21 protein-coding genes and 3 tRNA genes are annotated in these 18,521 nt (G+C 69.9%); 12 read left to right on the top strand and 12 right to left on the bottom strand.

Annotated elements, in window-relative coordinates; genetic code table 11:
- The first annotated feature begins 12 nt into the window (after positions 1-12).
- Positions 13-630, top strand: a complete 618-nt coding sequence (locus NUV38_RS08665; protein ID WP_257728742.1) for a TetR/AcrR family transcriptional regulator — start codon at positions 13-15, stop codon at positions 628-630.
- Positions 631-753: 123 nt separating this feature from the next.
- On the opposite strand, the gene NUV38_RS08660 is transcribed toward NUV38_RS08665, so the two are convergent.
- The 6 genes from NUV38_RS08660 to NUV38_RS08640 form a co-directional block, all read right to left on the bottom strand.
- The gene (locus NUV38_RS08660; protein WP_257728741.1) at positions 754-1,362 is read right to left on the bottom strand and encodes a hypothetical protein; all 609 of its coding nucleotides are present in this window, start codon (positions 1,360-1,362) and stop codon (positions 754-756) included.
- 59 nt (positions 1,363-1,421) lie between these two features.
- Positions 1,422-1,991: a hypothetical protein gene (locus tag NUV38_RS08655; RefSeq protein WP_257728740.1), complete on the bottom strand. Its 570-nt coding sequence runs from the start codon at positions 1,989-1,991 to the stop codon at positions 1,422-1,424.
- A gap of 249 nt (positions 1,992-2,240) precedes the next feature.
- Entirely contained in the window at positions 2,241-2,426 is a 186-nt protein-coding gene (locus NUV38_RS17150; RefSeq protein ID WP_374626582.1) for a helix-turn-helix domain-containing protein, read from the bottom strand.
- A 54-nt stretch (positions 2,427-2,480) separates the two neighbouring features.
- Positions 2,481-2,556, bottom strand: a tRNA-Phe gene (locus NUV38_RS08650).
- Between the two features lie 89 nt (positions 2,557-2,645).
- Positions 2,646-3,257, bottom strand: a complete 612-nt coding sequence (locus tag NUV38_RS08645) for a malonic semialdehyde reductase (protein WP_257728739.1) — start codon at positions 3,255-3,257, stop codon at positions 2,646-2,648.
- A gap of 116 nt (positions 3,258-3,373) precedes the next feature.
- Positions 3,374-3,447, bottom strand: a tRNA-Asp gene (locus NUV38_RS08640).
- 154 nt (positions 3,448-3,601) lie between these two features.
- Between NUV38_RS08640 and NUV38_RS08635 the strand changes: the two genes are divergently transcribed.
- The 7 genes from NUV38_RS08635 to NUV38_RS08605 all read left to right on the top strand — a co-directional run bounded on the left by NUV38_RS08635 (position 3,602) and on the right by NUV38_RS08605 (position 8,711).
- Positions 3,602-4,135, top strand: a complete 534-nt coding sequence (locus NUV38_RS08635; protein WP_257728738.1) for a cysteine dioxygenase family protein — start codon at positions 3,602-3,604, stop codon at positions 4,133-4,135.
- The gene (locus NUV38_RS08630) at positions 4,132-4,590 is read left to right on the top strand and encodes a rhodanese-like domain-containing protein (RefSeq protein ID WP_257728737.1); all 459 of its coding nucleotides are present in this window, start codon (positions 4,132-4,134) and stop codon (positions 4,588-4,590) included. The genes NUV38_RS08635 and NUV38_RS08630 overlap by 4 nt, the downstream gene beginning before the upstream one ends.
- Positions 4,587-5,399: an ABC transporter ATP-binding protein gene (locus tag NUV38_RS08625; protein ID WP_257728736.1), complete on the top strand. Its 813-nt coding sequence runs from the start codon at positions 4,587-4,589 to the stop codon at positions 5,397-5,399. Before NUV38_RS08630 ends, NUV38_RS08625 begins: the two co-directional genes overlap by 4 nt.
- A gap of 3 nt (positions 5,400-5,402) precedes the next feature.
- The gene (locus tag NUV38_RS08620; RefSeq protein ID WP_308219672.1) at positions 5,403-6,110 is read left to right on the top strand and encodes an ABC transporter permease; all 708 of its coding nucleotides are present in this window, start codon (positions 5,403-5,405) and stop codon (positions 6,108-6,110) included.
- Entirely contained in the window at positions 6,107-6,862 is a 756-nt protein-coding gene (locus tag NUV38_RS08615; RefSeq protein WP_257728735.1) for an ABC transporter permease, read from the top strand. Before NUV38_RS08620 ends, NUV38_RS08615 begins: the two co-directional genes overlap by 4 nt.
- Positions 6,863-6,885: 23 nt before the next feature.
- On the top strand, positions 6,886-7,791 hold the full coding sequence (locus tag NUV38_RS08610; protein ID WP_257728734.1) for an ABC transporter substrate-binding protein: 906 nt from the start codon (positions 6,886-6,888) through the stop codon (positions 7,789-7,791).
- 104 nt (positions 7,792-7,895) lie between these two features.
- Entirely contained in the window at positions 7,896-8,711 is an 816-nt protein-coding gene (locus NUV38_RS08605) for an alpha/beta fold hydrolase (RefSeq protein WP_257728733.1), read from the top strand.
- A 7-nt stretch (positions 8,712-8,718) separates the two neighbouring features.
- On the opposite strand, the gene NUV38_RS08600 is transcribed toward NUV38_RS08605, so the two are convergent.
- From NUV38_RS08600 to NUV38_RS08585, 4 genes are all read right to left on the bottom strand, one after another.
- Complete coding sequence (locus NUV38_RS08600; RefSeq protein WP_257728732.1) at positions 8,719-9,897, bottom strand: HNH endonuclease; 1,179 nt, start codon at positions 9,895-9,897, stop codon at positions 8,719-8,721.
- Between the two features lie 116 nt (positions 9,898-10,013).
- Positions 10,014-10,883: a tRNA glutamyl-Q(34) synthetase GluQRS gene (gene gluQRS, locus NUV38_RS08595; protein WP_257728731.1), complete on the bottom strand. Its 870-nt coding sequence runs from the start codon at positions 10,881-10,883 to the stop codon at positions 10,014-10,016.
- Positions 10,831-11,016: a hypothetical protein gene (locus NUV38_RS08590; RefSeq protein ID WP_257728730.1), complete on the bottom strand. Its 186-nt coding sequence runs from the start codon at positions 11,014-11,016 to the stop codon at positions 10,831-10,833. Before NUV38_RS08590 ends, gluQRS begins: the two co-directional genes overlap by 53 nt.
- A 125-nt stretch (positions 11,017-11,141) precedes the next feature.
- Positions 11,142-11,217, bottom strand: a tRNA-Glu gene (locus NUV38_RS08585).
- A 111-nt stretch (positions 11,218-11,328) separates the two neighbouring features.
- Here NUV38_RS08585 and NUV38_RS08580 point away from each other — a divergent pair.
- From NUV38_RS08580 to NUV38_RS08565, 4 genes are all read left to right on the top strand, one after another.
- Positions 11,329-11,670, top strand: a complete 342-nt coding sequence (locus NUV38_RS08580) for a metallopeptidase family protein (protein ID WP_308219675.1) — start codon at positions 11,329-11,331, stop codon at positions 11,668-11,670.
- Positions 11,663-12,322, top strand: coding sequence for a pirin family protein (locus NUV38_RS08575; protein WP_257728728.1), 660 nt, complete (start codon positions 11,663-11,665; stop codon positions 12,320-12,322). Before NUV38_RS08580 ends, NUV38_RS08575 begins: the two co-directional genes overlap by 8 nt.
- An 88-nt stretch (positions 12,323-12,410) precedes the next feature.
- Positions 12,411-13,760 (top strand): FAD-binding oxidoreductase, encoded by a 1,350-nt coding sequence (locus NUV38_RS08570; protein ID WP_257728727.1) that lies wholly within the window; start codon positions 12,411-12,413, stop codon positions 13,758-13,760.
- Positions 13,757-15,055: a class I SAM-dependent methyltransferase gene (locus tag NUV38_RS08565; protein WP_257728726.1), complete on the top strand. Its 1,299-nt coding sequence runs from the start codon at positions 13,757-13,759 to the stop codon at positions 15,053-15,055. The genes NUV38_RS08570 and NUV38_RS08565 overlap by 4 nt, the downstream gene beginning before the upstream one ends.
- 3 nt (positions 15,056-15,058) lie before the next feature.
- Here the strand turns inward: NUV38_RS08565 and NUV38_RS08560 are convergent, their stop codons facing one another.
- Positions 15,059-16,318 (bottom strand): nucleotide sugar dehydrogenase, encoded by a 1,260-nt coding sequence (locus NUV38_RS08560; protein ID WP_257728725.1) that lies wholly within the window; start codon positions 16,316-16,318, stop codon positions 15,059-15,061.
- 43 nt (positions 16,319-16,361) lie between these two features.
- Positions 16,362-18,446, bottom strand: coding sequence for an acyltransferase family protein (locus NUV38_RS08555; RefSeq protein ID WP_257728724.1), 2,085 nt, complete (start codon positions 18,444-18,446; stop codon positions 16,362-16,364).
- Positions 18,447-18,521: the final 75 nt, after the last annotated feature.

The following is an 18,521-nucleotide window of genomic DNA, read 5'->3' as shown; positions in this document are numbered from 1 at the left end:
TATGATGACGCCATGGCGGTGAAGGCAGGGGTCTACGGCGGGCGCACGCACGACGAGCGACGGCGGGAGCGGCGTGAGCGGCTGCTCGAGGCGGCCCTCGAGGTGTGGGGCACCGAGGCGGCCGGACCGGTGACCATGACCCGGGTGTGCACGACGGCCGGACTCTCCGAGCGCTACTTCTACGAGCAGTTCACGAACCTCGAGGCGGCGCTCACGGCGGTGCTCGAGTCGGTGGCCGAGGAGATCGCGACCGCCTCGGTCTCGGCGCTCGAGCAGGCCGAGGGCGACGCCGAGCAGCGGGTGCGCGCCGGTCTCGCGGCCTTCGTGCGCATCCTGACCGGCGACCCCCGCAAGGGCCGCGTGGCGATGATCGAGTCGGTCGCGCTGCCGGCGCTGCGGGCACGCCGCGCCGAGCTGCTGCGTGACTTCGTGGCGCTCACCGCCCAGGAGTCGCGGACGCTGCACGGACCCGGAGCCTGGACCGAGACCGAGGGCCGGCTGGCCGCGACGATGTTCATCGGCGGGATCGCCCAGCTGGTGACCGACTGGCTCGAGGGCGCCGTGGAGGCGCAGCCCGACGACATCGTCGACGCGGCGGTCCACCTCTTCGAGGCCACGGCGCACCGCTGAGGCCGCGCCAGTCACCCCGATCCGGGACGGAGGACGAGGGAGTCGTGCTGGACGGCGAGGCCCTGCGCGGGTTGTGCGGGAACTCACCGGACACGCGATCGATTGTGGATGGAGGGGTGCCGATCACTGAACGCGGCAGGAAACCTCGGCTTGGTTGTATGGGCTGCTGCTGTCGTCGATCTCGCCGTTCACGTCCACATCGACGTGATTCCGCCAGCTTGTCTGAGTTCGACTGTCGCAGGCGATTCGGGCATGTGTACGGTTGGCGCTTCCGCCGGACCCCGGCTTCAGAGTTTCGGTCTTGCTGCACTTCTTGAGACGCCAGGTGCGATCTGTGTACCACTCGTAAAGACAGTTCTTCACGCGTGCCTTGTCGTTGTTACAGGTGCCCCTGCTCCACCATCCGTGACCGGAAACGTCACCGCTCGAGTGGTGCGGGTTATCCCGACCACTTATTGGCTTGCAGCCAGCCGCGACGGCCTCGGCGCCAGCGGTGGCTGGCGTCGATCGACCTTTGCCGTCAGGGTTCGCCGGATCTTCGATCTGCTCGCCGTTCTCGTCCAGGTAGACCCCATCCGATGCCGGGTCTGCAGGAGCGATACCTGGTTCGGCGTCCGGCGCAGCGACAGACCCGATGTGTGCTACCTCTGACGAAACGAGTGCGTTGGCTGGAGTGGAGATAGTGAGAGCCAGCATCGCTGGTATGGCAACGTGCATCGCAAGTCTCTTCATCAGAAGATCCCCTTCGGACTGGATTGAAGGGATTACTGTGGCGAGGCCACGGAGGCTGGTCAAGAGCCGTAACGAGGAATCCGGTCGTTTGGATGCATCTCGCTCGTGGGGAGGTGACTCGCGAGCAGCCTGTCGCGACTCAAGTGATCGCAGGCGACGGCAGCCCAGTGCGGATCTACATCCGATGTGATGCACCACGATCGATCCTCCGGCCACGTGAACGCCGGCGGTCGGGTTTCGGTGAGGCCGATTGAAGCAGTCCACTGATGGAGGTCATCGAAAGTTCCCTGCGCCAGAACGTAGCTGCGCAATCCCGAGACGTCGACATTCGTTCGTCCTGGAAGCGGCATATCGGAGTAGCCGTCCCAGAGGCAGAAGGTGAGGCGTTGGTGAAGGCTTTGTCCGAGCAGGTTTGCCGCTTGTTCGACGAGCGAACCATCGCCAGGGCCGAAAACGTCGTCGACCGCGTCGGTTTCGGGCAGACCTTCCGTCGCCGGGTCCGGAAGGTACAGCAACCTCACGAGGCACTCGAACCCAGTTGGACCCAGAGTGATGAGTTCTTCCGGATTGCAAGGTGCGCGGAACAACCACGTTGCGAGCATCGGGTCGGTGTTGAAATCAAGAGTCATCAGATCTGTCCACCTCAGTCTTGTGGTTCTCATCGTACGGATGGTGCTCGGGACGGTGGCTAGGGCTATCCGCGAAGTAGCAACGCCAATCTCCTGCGCCGCGGCCGCGCTTATCCGCTACAACGTCCACGTCGGGAGAACCTGTCTCACTGCGAGGGTGCGCCTTCTTGTAGGGCTGCCGACTGTCGAGGATCGCGAGGCTCAGGTCGCGGACTGCCCTCGATCGCCTCCGCGTATTGGCGGGCCGTCTCATCGACTTGCTAGGTGAAAGGTCGGAAACATCCCCACCCATCGAGTGGGCACGTTCCAGAGAAGCGCCACTGACACTGTCTGGGAACCTCGCTCGAGGCGGCTGATCCTGGAGTGGACGGCCGAACGCTCGGCCAGGTCGACCTGGGTGTAACCCGCGGCGCGCCGAAGGGCTTGGCCGCGCACACGCGACGCCCGCAGCCGAAAGCCCGCTTCGACGTCATCTCTCCATTGCCGTCGTGGTGGTCAGGAGCGGGGTCGAACCGCTGACCTTCCGCTTTTCAGGCGGACGCTCTACCAACTGAGCTACCTGACCGTCGCCCGCGAACGGGCGACCGCCACCCTATCGCACCGGATCGGCGGAGCCGAAACCGGTTTGGGTGGGTTCAGCACGGGGGCCGGACGTCAGACGACGCGCACCGCGTCGTCGAACTCGATGCGGGGGAGGCGCTCCTGCCAGGCGTCCGGGCCGGGGTGGCCGAGGTTCACCACGAGCTGCGACCGCCAGCTCGTGCCGCCCAGGAAGTCGCGGTCGACGCCGCCGCGGTCGAAGCCCGCCATGGGCCCGGCGGCCAGGCCGGTCGCGCGCACCCCCATGAGGAAGTAGCCGATCTGCAGGGCCGCGTTGAACTCGGCCTGCTGGAAGCGCATGGCCTCGTCGGCGTCGTACATGTCGCGGGCGCCGGGGAACGGCGGGAAGAACTCCGGCAGGTGGTCGTGGAAGTCCGTGTCGGCCGCCAGGATCGCGACGAGCGGGGCCGTGGAGGTCTTGGCCTTGTTGCTGCCGCTCATGTGCTCGACGAGACGGGCGCGGGCGTCGGGGCTCTGCACGAGGACGATCCGCAGAGGCTGGTTGTTCATGGCCGTGGGGCCGAACTTGGTCAGCGCGTGGACGGCGCGGATCTCCTCGACCGACACGGGCTCGTCGGTGAAGGTGTTCGCCGTACGTGCCTCGCGGAACAACGTGTCGAGGGCCGTGTCGTCGAGGACGTACTCACTCGTGGTCGTGGAAGTCATGGAACGTTCAACCATCTCGCCTCCGGCGAGCATTCCGACTGTGATGCACCGGACACCCGGCCCGGACACGACGAAGGCCCGCGCCGTGTGGCGCGGGCCTTCGTCTCGTTCCTCTGCGACCCCGACCGGACTCGAACCGGCGACCTCCGCCGTGACAGGGCGGCGCGCTAACCAACTGCGCCACGGGGCCTTGCAGTGCGGCGTAACCGCGACGGTCACTCTATCCCATGGGGTCGGGCGACCACAAAACGGGGGCTCGCCTAGCACCGCGCGTCGACGCACGGCGGTGCGTCCGCATGGCGGGACCACTCCCGCGAACGGTCGCAGCGCGGTTCGATCGGCCCATGAAGCCTCGCCGTCGCCGCCACGCACTGCCCCTCGCCCAGCTGGTCGAGCGCGCGACGTGTGCGGCCGACGAGGTCCGCGCCGAGCTGCACTCGGTGCACGCCGACCCCGACGAGCGGTGGCACGTGCGCCTGCACCACGACGACGACGTCGACGTCTGGCTGATCTCCTGGACGCGGGAGCAGGGCACCCAGCTGCACGGGCACGGCGGGTCGAGCGGTGCCTTCACCGTCGTCTCCGGCGAGCTCGAGGAGACCGTCTGGGACCCCGCCGCCCGCGAGGCCGACGGCGCCACCCGTTCGCGCGGGGACGTGGTCGCCTTCGGCCCCGGGTACGTGCACGACGTGCGCAACGTCCTTCCCGGGACGGCGGTGAGCGTCCACGTCTACTCGCCTCCGCTGGAGCGGATGGACTTCTTCGACGTCGAGCCCGACGCAGACGGATCGGCTCGACTCGTCCGGCTCGCGCACGTCTGGACCGACGACCCGGAGGTCGAGGCGCCGGCACGGGACGCCCGGCAGGCCGCCTCGTGAGCGCGCTCGCGGCCGAGCCGCCCCGCAGGACGGCACGCTTCGCCTCGGTCGACGCGCTGCTGGCCGACGCCCGCAGCCGGTTGGTCCGGGTCAGTCCTCACCAGGCGGCACACCGCACGAGGGCGGGAGCCCGGCTCGTCGACATCCGCCCGCAGTGGCAGCGTGAGGTCGACGGTGTCGTGCCCGGCGCCCTCCACGTGGAGCGCAACCACCTCGAGTGGCGGCTGCACCCGGACTCCGGCGCCAACCTGTCCGAGGCCACGTGGGACACCGAGTGGATCGTGCTCTGCACCGAGGGCTACACGTCCTCCCTCGCCGCCGCGGCACTGCGATCGTTGGGCCTGGACGCCACCGACGTGGCCGGTGGGATCCAGGCGTGGCGCGCCGCCGGGCTGCCCGTCGACACGGTTCCGATTGCCGATGTCGGTGCAGCCGTGAAGACTGTCGTCCCATGATCGAGTACCGGTCCGTCGGCAAGACCTTCCCCGACGGGACCCAGGCCGTCGCCTCCTTCGACCTCACCATCCCCTCGCGCACGACGACCGTGTTCGTCGGCTCGTCGGGCTGTGGCAAGACCACGCTGCTGCGCATGGTCAACCGCATGGTCGACCCGAGTGCCGGACAGGTGCTCATCGACGACGTCGACGTCGCGACGTCCGAGCCGGTGCAGCTGCGCCGCAGCATCGGCTACGTCATGCAGCACGCCGGCCTCCTGCCGCACCGCAAGGTCGTCGACAACGTCGCGACGGTGCTGCGCCTCAACGGGGTCGACAAGAAGGCGGCGCGCGACCGTGCGCTGGAGGTGCTGCGCACCGTCGGTCTCGACGAGGCCCAGTCGCGCAAGTACCCGGGCCAGCTCTCCGGCGGGCAGCAGCAGCGCGTGGGCGTGGCGCGCGGGCTCGCGGCCGACCCCAACATCCTGCTCATGGACGAGCCGTTCGGCGCCGTCGACCCGATCGTGCGGGTGGAGCTCCAGGCCGAGCTGCAGCGTCTGCAGCGCGAGCTCGACAAGACCATCGTCTTCGTGACGCACGACGTCGAGGAGGCCTTCGCGCTCGGTGACCAGGTGGTGATCCTCAAGAAGGGCGGCGAGATCGCTCAGGTCGGGGCGCCTGCGGACATCCTCGCCGCTCCCGCTGACGACTTCGTCGCCAGCTTCGTGGGCCTGGACAAGGGCGGCCGCACCCTCCACGTGGAGGAGCGCGACGGCCGTCGGGTCGTGCTCGACGCCTCCGGCCGTCCTGCCGGCGTGCTGGAGGACTGAGCCGTGGAGTGGGCGTGGCAGAACCGTGACATGGTGCTCGAGCTCTTCTGGCAGCACACCTGGCTGAGCGTCGTGCCGATCGTCATCGGCTTCGCCCTGGCCTTGCCGATCGGCTGGTACGCCAGTCGCCACCCGCGTTTGCGCGGCACGTTGCTCGGCGCGGGCAGCGTGCTCTACACGATCCCCTCGCTCGCGGTGTTCGTCACGCTGCCGGGCATCATCGGGACCGGCTTCCTCGACCCGCTCAACGTGATCATCTCGCTCAGCATCTACGCCGTCGCGATCATGGTGCGCACCGCGGCCGACGCGTTCGAGTCCGTCTCGCCCGCGGTCCTCGACGCCGCCACGGCCACCGGCTACTCGTCGCGACAGCGCGGTCTCGGGGTCGAGCTGCCGCTGGCCGGACCGGTGCTGCTGGCCGGGCTGCGGGTCGTGAGCGTCTCCACGATCAGCCTGGTCAGCGTGGGTGCGCTCATCGGCGTCTCCAACCTCGGGTCGCTGTTCACCAGCGGCTTCCGGCGCGACTTCCTCACCGAGATCATGGTCGGTCTCGTGGGCATCGTGGTGCTGGCGCTGGTCATCGACGCCCTGTTGGTGCTCGCCGGTCGGGTGCTCATGCCGTGGGACCGTGGCAGCAACCGCCCGCAGGGCGGCTTCTGGCGGAGGCTCGCCAGCTCGCGAGCCGAGGCGCTGGCAGGAGGCAACGGATGAGCATCGTGACCGACGCCGCCTCCTGGCTGTCCGACGGTGCGAACTGGTCGGGCGAGGGAGGCATCCCCAACCGCGTCCTCGAGCACGTCGGCTACACCAGCCTCACGATCGCCGTGGCCGCCGCGGTCGCGGTGCCGCTGGGCCTGTACATCGGCCACACGGGCCGGCTGCGCGGCCTCGCCATCGGCGTCACCGGCGCCCTGCGTGCGCTGCCGACGCTCGGGGTGCTCACGATGTTCACCCTCCTGCTCGGCATCGGGCTCGGTGCGCCCACGCTGGCCCTGGTGATCCTCGCCGTGCCGCCGCTGCTGGCCGGTGTCTACTCCGGCGTCGAGTCCGTCGATCCCCAGACGGTCGACGCCGCGCGCGCCCAGGGCATGACGGAGTGGCAGATCCTCACCAAGGTCGAGGTCCCGCTGGGGCTGCCGCTCGTCGTCGGCGGGTTCCGCGCCGCGACGCTCCAGGTCGTGGCCACCGCCACGGTCGCGGCGTACGTGTCGCTCGGCGGTCTCGGCCGCTACATCTTCGACGGCCAGGCCGTGCGCGACTACCCGCAGATGGTCGGTGGCTCGGTCGTGGTCGTCGTGCTGGCGCTGCTGCTCGACGGACTGTTCGCCGCCGCCCAAGGCGCCGCGGCGCGCAACGCCCGGCCCAGCAGGGGTGCAGGCTCCTCGCACGACGACACGTCCGAGACGCCCGCCACCCAGACCTCCGGCACCCAGACCTCCACCACCCAGACTTCCACCACCTGAGCACGACCACCCCTAGGAGAGACATGTCCGTGCACAAGATCGGGATCGGCGCAGCGCTCGCGGCCGCCGCCCTCACCCTCACCGCGTGCGGCGGTGACCCCACGGAGGCCGGCGCGTCCGACTCCGACACCATCGTCGTCGGCTCGGCCGACTTCACCGAGGCCGAGATCGTCGCCGAGATCTACGCCCAGGCCCTCGAGGCCAAGGACGTCAAGGTCGAGAAGAAGCTGCGCATCGGTGCGCGGGAGGCCTACATCCCCGCGCTCGAGGGCGGCGAGATCGACCTCATCCCCGAGTACACCGGCAACCTGCTGCTCTACTTCGACAAGGACGCCACGGCCACCGAGTCCGGTGCGGTCGAGGACGCGCTCGACGACGCCCTGCCGGAGAAGCTCGAGACGCTCGAGCCCGCCCCGGCCGAGGACAAGGACTCCTACAACGTCACCCGGGAGCTCTCGGAGTCCGAGGGCATCACCTCGATCGGCGACCTCGCCAAGCTCGGCACCGTCAAGGTCGGCGCGAACCCCGAGTTCGAGACCCGGCCCTACGGCGTCCCCGGCCTGAAGAAGGTCTACGGCGCCGAGGACGTGGAGTTCACGCCCATCAGCGACGCCGGTGGACCGGCCACGATCAAGGCGCTCAAGGACGGTGACGTCGACGTCGCGAACATCTACTCGACGACGCCCTCGATCAAGGCCAACGACCTGGTGACCCTCGAGGACCCGAAGAACCTGATCGCGGCGCAGAACATCATCCCGCTGATCAACGACGCGAAGTCCAGCGACGTGGTCGAGGACGCGCTCGACGCGGTCTCGGCCGAGCTGACGACCGAGGACCTCATCGAGCTCAACGGTCGGGTCGACGGCGACGAGAAGGCCTCGGCCGCCACCGTCGCCAAGGAGTGGCTGGAGGAGAAGGGCCTCATCTGACCGATCGGACCCGCGTCGCGGCCCGGCACCCACGTGGGTGCCGGGCCGTGGTGCGTCCGGTCGGGGTCGCTCGGGCGCGCCGGAGGTGTGGCACCCTGTGACCCGTGCCACATGCTCAGGTCAACGGGATCTCGTTCCACTACACCGACTCCGGCGAGCCGTCGCCCGGTGCGCCGACGCTGGTGATGGGCCACGGTCTGCTGTTCAGCGGCTGGATGTTCCACCCGCAGGTGGCGGCGCTGAAGGATCGCTACCGCTGCATCACGGTGGACTGGCGGGGGCAGGGGGACACCCCGGCGGCAGCGGACCGCGCGGCCGACATGGACTCGCTCACGGGGGACCTGGTGGCGCTGCTGGACCACCTGGACCTCGACGCAGTCCACTACGCCGGTCTGTCGATGGGCGGGTTCGTGGGCATGCGGCTCGCGGCCCGGCACCCGGACCGGGTCCTTTCGCTCGTGCTGCTCGACACCAGCGCCGGCCCTGAAGACCCCGAGAAGGTCGCGCAGTACCGGACATTGGCGCGGGTCTACCGCTGGCTCGGCATGGGTCCGGTGCGCTCGAAGGTGGAGCCGATCATGTTCGGTCCGGACCTGCTGGGCTCGTCGCGGCGCGACGACGTCGTCGGCCCGTGGATGGCGAAGCTGGCCACGGTCGACCGCCGCGGGATGCGCGCGGCGATCCTCGGGGTGACCGACCGCGACCCGATCGCTCCGGAGCTGGACCGGATCGAGGCGCCGACCCTGGTGATCGTGGGGGAGGACGACGTGGCCACGCCGGTGGCGAAGGCCGAGGCGATCGTGGCCGGCATCGCCGGTGCGCGCCTCGAGGTCGTGCCGAGGGCGGGCCACTCGAGCACCATCGAGCAGCCCGAGGCCGTGACGGCTTTGATGGAGTCGTTCCTGGCCCAGCACGGCTGAACCTGCGTCAGCCGGCTCGTGCGATGCGGATGTGCCTGCCGGTGCGGTGGGTGCGCAGGGTGCGGCCGATCTCGTGGGTGGTGGGGTCGATGGTGAAGTAGCCTTGGTGCACGAGTGCGTGGCATCTCGGGCAGAGTCCGATGAGGTTCTTGAGGTCGGTGGTGCCGCCGTGGGACCAGTACTGGACGTGGTGGATGTGGACGATGGGTCCCCAGCAGCCGAGTCCGCCACAGCGGCCGCTTTGTCGTGCGACGACGGCCTTGCGCTGCGCCGGTGTGGCCAGACGTGCGGTGCGGCCGACGTCGAGCACTGAGTGCTTGCCGGCGGTCAGGATGGGAGTCAAGGCGCTGTCGCAGAGCATCTGTTGGAGCTGGGCCGGGCCGATGGTGCCGAAGCCGGCGAGGTCGGCGGTCGTGGTCTCTGCGTCCTGGGCCAGGTCGGCGAGGTCGACGGTCAGTGAGACGTGGGGGCGTACGCCCTTGTCCTGGGGGAGTCCGGACTCGAGCACCGAGGTGAGGAGCTGGTCGAGGGCGGTGACGCGTCGTTCGTTGACGGGTCGGTCGTCCTCGGCGCAGGTCGGTGCGGAGAGCGAGTCGAGAACGGTCTTGAACTTCGTGCCGGTGTCGAACGGGAGGAAGCCGGTCACATGGAATCCCTCGCCGACGGCGGAGAGCTTGATGTCGTGCTTGGCCATGCCCTTGATCCAGGCCTCGTCGAGGTCGTCGGGATGGGTGGCGTCGCGCAGCTTCTTGACGGCCCTGCGGATCTGGGCGGGCTCGGCGCGTTCAGCCAGGTGCAGCAAGGCATCCATGCAGGTCTCGACCGCGGCAGGGTCGATGTGCCGGGCGGCGTAGGTGAACGCATCGACATGGTCCAGCGAGACGGCTCCGGCGGTGGCCAGGTCGGCCAGCTCGGGCATGTCGGTCAGCGTCCGGGCCGACCTGGTGAGCTGGGATGCGTCCTTGGCGTCGAGGTGCAGCTGGTCGCGCAGCCAGTTCTTTACGCTCGAGCAGCCTTCGGCCTCGTGGTCACCGTGCTCGGCCATCTCGGCCACAAGATCGACCTTCGCCGCATCGATCGCGTTCTGCACGACCTGCAGCACCCGCAGCGCATCGGTGGTCGTGGGGTGCTCACGCAACGCACGCGCAGCAGTGGTGAGCTGCTCGGCGACGTGCTGCGCGGTCATGAGCTCACACTACCGAACACATGAGCGATACTACAGAGTCGAAAGTCCCGATAACCACTGCGATTCCAGGATTCTTTCTTTGCGCGATATCTTCTACGCGTGCGGCATCGAGCCCATCATTGAGCCTCGGCCACGACGGTCCAGGGCTGCCGCGGGAGTGACGCGGGATCGAAGGAGGCGAGCAGGTCGGACGGGGTGTCACCGCTCAGCCCCAGCGACGCGGTGATCATGGTCCAGGCCTGGTCGCGGCCGAGCTCGCGCAGGGTGACCGCCCCGTCGCGCTTGGCCAGGCGGACGCCCCGGGTGTTCACGGCGAGCGGCACGTGCGCGTAGGTCGGCTGGGGATGTCCGAGCAGCGAGGCGAGGTAGGCCTGTCGTGGCGCCGACGTCAGCAGGTCGTCGCCGCGCACCACCTGGTTGACGTCCTGCGCCGCGTCGTCGACGACGACGGCCAGGTTGTAGGCCGGCACGCCGTCGTTGCGGCGCAGGACGAAGTCGTCCACGGCACCCTCGACGTCGCCGTGCAGCTCGTCCCGGACGGTCCACGTGGACGTCGTGGAGCGGAGCCTCAGGGCGGCGGGGCGGTCCGTCGCGCGTGCCGTGCGTTCGTCGTCGGTCAGGTCGCGGCAGGTCCCCGGGTAGGCGCCGGGCGGCAGGTGGGGTGCGCTTGGCGCGTCCTGCACCTCGCGACGGGTGCAGAAGCACGGATAGGTCAGGCCCGCCGACTCGAGGGTGTCGATGGCGGCGTCGACGACGTCGCGACGTTCGCTCTGGCGCACGGCGGGTCCGTCCCAGTCGATCCCGAGGGTGCGCAGGTCGGCCAGCTGCTGCTCCTCGGACCCGGCGCGGACGCGGTCGAGGTCCTCGACGCGCATCAGGAAGCTGCGCCCCGTGGAGCGGGCGAACAACCAGGCGAGGAGCGCGGTGCGGAGGTTACCGACGTGCAGGTCGCCGGACGGCGAGGGAGCGAAGCGTCCGGCGGGCATCGTCCGAGTATGTCGGACGGGTCTCGAGGTGTCGCACGACGATGGTCACGAGCTGGTGGGCCCCGAGCAGGAAGACGGCGCCGATGGCGAGGGTGAGGACGAGGCTGAGGAAGGTGAGGAGGACGGCGACCATGAGGTCATCGTAGGTCGAGAACTACACGCTTCCAACTCGAGTTTGCGCAGGTCAGGGCATATTCCTGGAAAAGAGACCCAAAGGTGATGGAGATCACACGAAGGCGCCTCGAGTGAGGGGAGATCTGGTACCCCCTACGGGATTCGAACCCGCGCTACCGCCTTGAAAGGGCGGCGTCCTAGGCCGCTAGACGAAGGGGGCGCGGCCGCCCCAGCATACGGGGCCACGCAGGCCGGTGGGACGCGCCCGCCACGACGCCCGGTCCGCCCCGACGGGCCTGGGGCGCTCGGGCAGGATGGACCCGTGGTGGAGATGAGCGAGGACCGGTTCGCCGAGCTGGTCGAGGCCGCGTTCGCGCAGGTGCCTCCCGAGCTGACGGCGATGCTCGACAACGTGGTGCTGTTCGTCGAGGACGACGCCCCGCCGGAGGACCCGGACCTGCTGGGGCTCTACGACGGCGTGGCGCTCACCGAGCGTGACACCGCCTACGGGGGAGTGCTGCCCGACCGCATCACGATCTACCGCAACCCCACGCTCGCGATCTGCGACACCGAGGAGGACGTCGTCCGCGAGGTCGGCATCACCGTGGTGCACGAGATCGCGCACCACTTCGGCATCGACGACGCCCGGCTGCACGAGCTCGGCTATGCCTAGCCGGGTTCGCCTCGCGAGCGAGCGCTACGTCACCGAGGGCGAGGGTGTGCGAACCCTTCACTCGTTCTCCTACGGCGCGCACTACGACCCCGACAACGTGGGGTTCGGTCCTCTCGTGGCGATCAACGAGGAACAGGTCGCGCCGGGTGGCGGGTACGACGCCCATCGTCACGCCGACGTCGAGATCGTCACCTGGGTCCTCGAGGGCGAGCTCGCGCACCGCGACACGACCGGCCACGCCGGCACGATCGAGCCGGGCGTCGCCCAGCGGCTGAGCGCGGGCGAGGGTGCCGAGCACGCCGAGCTGAACGCCTCGTCGACCGAGCCGCTGAGGTTCGTGCAGATGATGCTGCGCTCGCGCCACGACGCCGCCCCGCAGTACGCGTCCGCCTCCGTGCCGCAGGGGCCCGGCCTCCACCCGGCCGTGCGCGTCCACGCCGACGCCGAGCTGGCGGTGGCCCGCCCGCGGGCCGACGAGCCCCTGGAGGTCCTCGGTGCCGCGAAGGTCCTCGTCCACGTCACGCGCGGCGAGGTGGTGGTCGACGGAGTCCGTCTCGGGCCTGGCGACGAGCTCCGCGCGACCGACGTCGAACGCCTGCTCGTCGAGGGCGAGGGCGAGGCGCTGGTGTGGCGGCTTCCCGATCCCCGCTGAGGCGGCGGAGGACGCGCGACCCAGGGTCGTTGACGGCTGCAACCATCCCGGGTGGAGGTCGGCCCTCCCGCCGTCCTAGTCTGGGCGGGTGAAGGGTTGGAGCGAGCACCAGCGGGCGGTCGACAGGCTGCTCGCCTCCTACGCCGCGATCCCGCCCGGAGCGCCGGTACGTCTCGCCAAGCGCACGTCCAACCTCTTCCGCCCGCGCGCCGACCCGGGGGTCCCCGGCCTCGACGTCGACGGCCTCGACGGTGTCGTCGCCCTCGACGTGGGCGAGCGCACGGCCGACGTCCAGGGCATGTGCACCTACGAGGACCTGGTCGACGCCACCCTCCCGCACGGTCTGATCCCCTACGTGGTCCCGCAGCTGCGCACCATCACGCTCGGTGGCGCCGTGACGGGCCTCGGCATCGAGTCGACGTCGTTCCGCAACGGCCTCCCGCACGAGTCGGTCCTCGAGATGGACGTGCTCACCGGCGCGGGAGAGATCGTCACCTGCAAGCCCGGCGACGCACTCTTCGACGCCTTCCCGAACTCCTACGGCAGCCTCGGCTACGCCACGCGCCTGCGCATCCGCCTCGAGGCCGTGCCGCCCTACGTCGCGCTGCGCCACGTCCGCCTCGACGACGCCGCCGTCGCCGCGACGATGCTGGGCGAGGTCGCCGAGTCCGGTACCTGGCACGGCGAGCCGGTCCACGGGCTCGACGCCACCGCCTTCGCGCCCGACGAGGTGTACGTGACGCTGGCCCGGTTCACCGACGAGCCCGGTCCGACGTCGGACTACACCGGCCAGGACGTGTTCTACCGCTCGCTCCAGCGCCGCGAGACCGACCGCCTCACGATGTACGACTACCTGTGGCGCTGGGACACCGACTGGTTCTGGTGCTCGGCCGCCTTCGGCGCCCAGAACCCGTGGGTGCGACGCGTCTGGCCCCGACGCTGGCGACGCTCCGACGTCTACCACCGGATCATCGCGCTCGACGCGAAGGTCGGCGTCAGTCGGCTGCTCGACCGCGTGAAGAAGGTCCCCGGCCGCGAGAAGGTCATCCAGGACGTCGAGGTCCCGGTGGCCGCGGTCCCGGAGTTCCTCTCCTGGTTCGACGCCGAGGTCGGCATGCGGCCGGTGTGGCTGTGCCCGTTGCGCACCACCCGCTCCTGGCCCGGCTACCCGCTGCGGCCGGGCGAGACGTACGTGAACCTGGGCTTCTGGGGCACGGTCGTCGTCCCGGCCGGCTCGCCCGAGGGCCTGGTGAACCGGCGCGTCGAGGAGCACGTGCACACCCTCGGTGGCCACAAGTCGCTGTACTCCGAGGCTTTCTACGACGAGGCCACCTTCGCCGACCTCTACGGCACCGCGGCGCTCGACGCCGTGCGCGCCGAGCACGACCCCCAGGGGCGACTCAGCTCCTTGTACGAGAAAGCCGTGAGGAACTCATGAGCATCATCACGCGGGACACCGACACCCTCACCATCGCCGGCGCCGTCGAGCGCCTCATGCGCGACGGCATGCCCTTCCGGTTCGAGGCCTACGACGGCAGCAGCGCCGGGCCCGAGGACGCCGACATCACCGTCCGCCTGCGCACCGAGCGCGGACTGGCCTACCTGATGACCGCTCCCGGGGACCTCGGCTTCGGCCGGGCCTTCGTGGCCGGCGACCTCGAGATCGAGGGCGTGTCGCTGGCCAACCCCTACGACCTGATGACCCTGGTCCAGAGCCGCCTGCGGCTGAAGGTGCCCGGTCCGGCCGAGCTTTTGCAGATCGTCCGCAGCCTCGGTCTGTCGAACCTCAAGCCGCCGCCGCCTCCCCCGGAGGAGCACCTGCCGCGCTGGCGCCGGGTCGTGGAGGGGATGCGGCACAGCAAGGCGCGGGACGCCGAGGCGATCCATCACCACTACGACGTGTCCAACCGGTTCTACGAGCTGGTGCTCGGCCCGTCCATGACCTACACCTGTGCCGTCTTCCCCACCGAGGACGCCACGCTCGAGCAGGCCCAGCGCGAGAAGTACGACCTGGTGTGCCGCAAGCTCGGGCTCGGGCCGGGCGACCGGCTCCTCGACGTCGGCTGCGGCTGGGGCGGCATGGTGCGCCACGCCGCCGAGCACTACGGCGTGAAGGCCCTCGGCGTCACGCTCAGCGAGCAGCAGGCGCAGTGGGCGCAGCAGGCGATCAAGGACCAGGGTCTGGACCACCTCGCCGAGGTGCGGTTCAGCGACTACCGCGACGTGGGCGAGGGCGACTTCGACGCCGTCTCGTCCATCGGCCTGATGGAGCACATCGGGGTGCGCAACTACCCCGACTACTTCACGTTCCTCCAGGGCAAGCTGAGGGTCGGCGGCCGCATGCTCAACCACTGCATCACCCGGCGCGACGGGTCGCTGTCGCCGAAGGCGGGCGCGTTCATCGACCGCTACGTCTTCCCCGACGGCGAGCTGGCCCCGGTCGGGACGATCGTGACGGCCATGCACGACCACGGGCTCGAGGTCCGCCACGTCGAGGACATCCGCGAGCACTACGCCCTCACCCTGCAGGGCTGGTCGCAGAACCTCGAGGAGCACTGGGACGAGGCACTCGGCGAGGTCAGCCTCGGCATCGCCAAGGTGTGGGGCCTCTACATGGCCGGCTCGCGTCTCGCCTTCGAGCGCAACGAGATCGGCCTGCACCAGGTGCTGGGCGTGAAGGTCGGTCCCGACGGCGACGCGCACATGCCGCTGCGGCCCACCTGGGGCAGCTGAGCCTCAGAGCCGGCTGACGTTCTCGCCGTCGGCAACGCCCCGGGTGTCGAAGAGACGCTGGGCGGTGGCGCCGAGGTGCTCGACATCGAGGTCACGGTGGTTCTGCAGCAGAACACTGACATCGCTCGAGCTCAGCGCCTCGTCGAGGTCCGCGGCCCGATCGACCTCGGTGCCACCCGGGCGCCAGCTCTCCACGTACGGATCGAAGTAGCGCAGCGTCGCGCCCTTGGCGCGCAGCAGCTCGGCCAGCGGCGTGGCCGGCGACTCGCGCTGGTCGGCGATGTTGGGCTTGTAGGTGACGCCGATCAGGAGGACCGTCGAGCCGCGGAGGGCCTTCCTGTCCTCGTTGAGGAGCTCGGTGATGCGATCCACGACGTAGCGCGGCATGCCGAGGTTGATGGTCTGCGCGAGCTCGACGAACTGGAACGGGTAGCCGAGGTCGGTACGCACCTTGTAGGACAGGTAGTTCGGATCGATCGGGATGCAGTGACCGCCGACGCCGGGCCCGGGGTAGAAGGCCTGGAACCCGAATGGCTTGGTCGCCGCCGCCCGGATGACGTCCCAGAGGTCGATGTCCATCTCGTGGCAGAACCGCGCCATCTCGTTGACCAGCGCGATGTTGATGTGGCGGTACGTGTTCTCGAGGAGCTTCGTGGTCTCGGCTTCCCGCGTGCCCTTGCTGGGGACCACGGTGTCGATGAAGCGCTCGTAGAGCGCCACGGCGCGCTCGGTGCAGGCAGGGGTGAAGCCGCCAACGACCTTCGGCGTGTTCTGGATGCCGTACGTCGGGTTGCCCGGGTCGACCCGCTCGGGGCTGAACGCGAGGTGGAAGTCCTCGCCGGCAACGAGGCCTGCTGTCTCCAGGATCGGGCGGACGACGTCCTCGGTGGTGCCGGGGTACGTCGTGGACTCGAGCACGACGAGCTGCCCGGGACGCAGATTGCGCGCGATGGCTCCGGTGGCACCTGTCACGGCGCCGAGGTCGGGCTCGCCGCTCTCGGACAATGGGGTGGGCACGCAGATGACCACGGCGGACGCCTCGGACAGGGAGGCCTCGTCGGTCGTCGCGCGGAAGCCGAGGGAGAGCATCTCCTCCACGTCGGCATCGCTGAGGTCGTCGATGTGGCTGGTGCCCGCGTTCAGCGATTCGACGAGCTGCGCGGCAACGTCGAAGCCGACCACGCTCAGTCCCGAGCGGGACGCCTGCTGCGCGAGCGGGAGGCCGACGTAGCCGAGGCCGATGATGGTCAGGTCGTGACTCACAGGGTTCCCTTCGAGAGTTGAACTGCCACAGCCTAACGGACTCTCAGCGCTGCCCGAACGAGCCGTTGCCCACCGCCGAGAGCGCCCGCTCGAGCTGCTCGCGGGCGCTGCGGACGAACGTGACCGTGAGGTGGGTTCCTTGGCGGTACACCAGGACGTCACCGATGACGGCGGGGCAACGCCGGCCGTCGGGGCAGACGACGTCGGTGAGGTCGATGACCCCTACGCCGGCCCGCGCGGCGGCCTCCTGCTGCGCCGGTGCTCCCGAGCCTCTCCGTCCCTCGTCGAGGTCGAAGGTGCACGACTGCAGGTCGTCGACGTTCTCCGCCACGCACTCGTAGACCGGGATGGTGGAGGGTCGAGGGTTGTCCAGCAGCACGGCCACGGGAATGCCGCGATCGGTGAGACGGCCCCAGATCGAGGTCAGGCCGTCCGCCATGGCGTCCTGCGAGGCCTGCGTCGAGGCGACGTCGGCGAGTGCCGTGTTGCGTCCGCCCGAGGTGAGGACGAGGTCGGGGTCGAGGTCCTCGATCGTGCGCAACGCCCTTTGGCCCCAGGTGCGGCACGAGCGATCGGCGCTGCCGCCGGTGGAGAGGTAGGAGTCGGTGAACGTGCAGGCGGACTTCGTGATCTGCAGCAGACGCCACCCCTCGTCGGAGGCGATGTCGGCGAGCACGGGCTGCCACTGGCCGATCTTGGAGTCGCCCACGATGACGACTGTCCGGTCGGCGTCGGTGTCGCCCCAGGCGCACACCTCGACGTCGTCGTCGTCTGCCGCGACCTGGCACTCGGGCTTCTCGTCGTAGAAGGCGGGCCGGTCGTCGCTCGCGTCCTGCGGCAGCGGTCGTACCCGGTCGAGGCGGCGCTGGTCTGCGGGGTCGGTGGCGTCGGCGGACGAGTCGAGGAGGGCGCGGGCACCTTGCGCCTGCTGCGGCGTGGCCCGCTCCAAGCCGGACACGCCCGGTGCCAGCACCAGGACGAGACCCAGGGCGACACCGACGCTGGTGAGCACGGCACCCAGCTGCAACGACCGCACGTCGGGCTTGAAGCGCACTCCGAAGCGGATGGGGTTCTCGACGTATCGCAGGCTCAGCCAGGCCGGAACGACGCTGAGGAGCGTGAGGACGACGCCGTGCCGGATTCTGAAGTCGTCGATCAACGCCTCGCCGGCCACCAGCACCGGCCAGTGCCACAGGTAGAGGGAGTAGGAGAGTCCGCCGAGCCACACCAGCGGCTTCAGGCTCAGCAGTGTGCCGGGGCCGCCCCTGGTGGGCACCACGCCGCTCGCGAGCATCGCGGCGGTGCCCAGCACCGGGACCAGGGTCGCCACGCCCGGCCACGTGGTGCTGCCGTCGAACGCCAGCGCCGCGCACCCGACCGCGAGCAGGCCCATCCAGCCCAGTGCAGCCCTCGCGACTGCCGGCACCCGGTGCACCTGAGGAGCGGCCAGGGCGAGGAGGCCGCCGACGGCCAGCTCCCAGGCGCGCGTGGTGGAGACGAAGAACGCCGGGGCCGGATCGGTCCGCGACAGGTGCACGGCCCAGGCGAACGAGGCCAGCGCCACGAGCGCCAGCACGAGGAAGGCTCCGCGCAGCACCCGCTTTCGCGCGAGCAGAGCCACGAGGAGCAGCAGGACGGGCCACACCAGGTAGAACTGCTCCTCCACGGCCAGCGACCAGAAGTGCTGGACCGGGGACGCGCCGACGTCCTCCGCGAGGTAGTCGACCGAGCGGTCTGCCAGGCGCCAGTTCACGACGTAGAGGGCCGCCGACACGATGTCGCCACCGAACGCGCCTCGCTGGGTGAGCGGGAGCGCGAACCAGGTGACGGCCGTCGAGAAGAGTAGAACCAGCGCGCTCGCGGGAAGCAGGCGACGAGCCCGGCGGGCCCAGAATCGACCGAGCCGGACCCGACCACTGCGGCTGAGCTCTCGGGCGAGCAGGCCTGTGATGAGGAACCCGGAGAGCACGAAGAAGACGTCGACACCGACGAAGCCGCCGGCGAACCACGGCAGGCCGGCGTGGAACGCCAGGACCGTGCCGATCGCGATCGCGCGCATGCCCTCGACGTCGAGGCGCTGCTGGTGCGTCTCCTCCACGGGACCCTGCGTGGCGGGCTGGTCTGACACGGTCGACGTCCTCGTCCTCGGGTTCGGGCCGTCACGAAGCGTACCCAACGGCTCGCGAGGCTCCACCACGTCGGA

This window comes from Aeromicrobium sp. 50.2.37 (assembly GCF_024655735.1).
GTDB lineage: Bacteria > Actinomycetota > Actinomycetes > Propionibacteriales > Nocardioidaceae > Aeromicrobium.
The sequence above is the reverse complement of the archived record's forward strand: the minus strand, read 5'-3'. Positions and strand labels throughout refer to the sequence as shown.

Excerpts from the sequence above, each read along its gene's own strand:
- NUV38_RS08655 (WP_257728740.1), bottom strand. The coding sequence starts at position 1,991 with ATGACTCTTGATTTCAACACCGACCCGATGCTCGCAACGTGGTTGTTC.
- NUV38_RS08625 (WP_257728736.1), top strand. The coding sequence starts at position 4,587 with ATGATCGAGTACCGGTCCGTCGGCAAGACCTTCCCCGACGGGACCCAG.
- gluQRS (WP_257728731.1), bottom strand. The coding sequence starts at position 10,883 with ATGCCCGCCGGACGCTTCGCTCCCTCGCCGTCCGGCGACCTGCACGTC.
- NUV38_RS08565 (WP_257728726.1), top strand. The coding sequence starts at position 13,757 with ATGAGCATCATCACGCGGGACACCGACACCCTCACCATCGCCGGCGCC.
- NUV38_RS08575 (WP_257728728.1), top strand. The coding sequence starts at position 11,663 with ATGCCTAGCCGGGTTCGCCTCGCGAGCGAGCGCTACGTCACCGAGGGC.
- NUV38_RS08600 (WP_257728732.1), bottom strand. The coding sequence starts at position 9,897 with ATGACCGCGCAGCACGTCGCCGAGCAGCTCACCACTGCTGCGCGTGCG.
- NUV38_RS08580 (WP_308219675.1), top strand. The coding sequence starts at position 11,329 with ATGAGCGAGGACCGGTTCGCCGAGCTGGTCGAGGCCGCGTTCGCGCAG.
- NUV38_RS08615 (WP_257728735.1), top strand. The coding sequence starts at position 6,107 with ATGAGCATCGTGACCGACGCCGCCTCCTGGCTGTCCGACGGTGCGAAC.
- NUV38_RS08645 (WP_257728739.1), bottom strand. The coding sequence starts at position 3,257 with ATGACTTCCACGACCACGAGTGAGTACGTCCTCGACGACACGGCCCTC.
- NUV38_RS08665 (WP_257728742.1), top strand. The coding sequence starts at position 13 with ATGGCGGTGAAGGCAGGGGTCTACGGCGGGCGCACGCACGACGAGCGA.
- NUV38_RS08590 (WP_257728730.1), bottom strand. The coding sequence starts at position 11,016 with ATGGTCGCCGTCCTCCTCACCTTCCTCAGCCTCGTCCTCACCCTCGCC.
- NUV38_RS08635 (WP_257728738.1), top strand. The coding sequence starts at position 3,602 with ATGAAGCCTCGCCGTCGCCGCCACGCACTGCCCCTCGCCCAGCTGGTC.
- NUV38_RS08610 (WP_257728734.1), top strand. The coding sequence starts at position 6,886 with ATGTCCGTGCACAAGATCGGGATCGGCGCAGCGCTCGCGGCCGCCGCC.
- NUV38_RS08660 (WP_257728741.1), bottom strand. The coding sequence starts at position 1,362 with ATGAAGAGACTTGCGATGCACGTTGCCATACCAGCGATGCTGGCTCTC.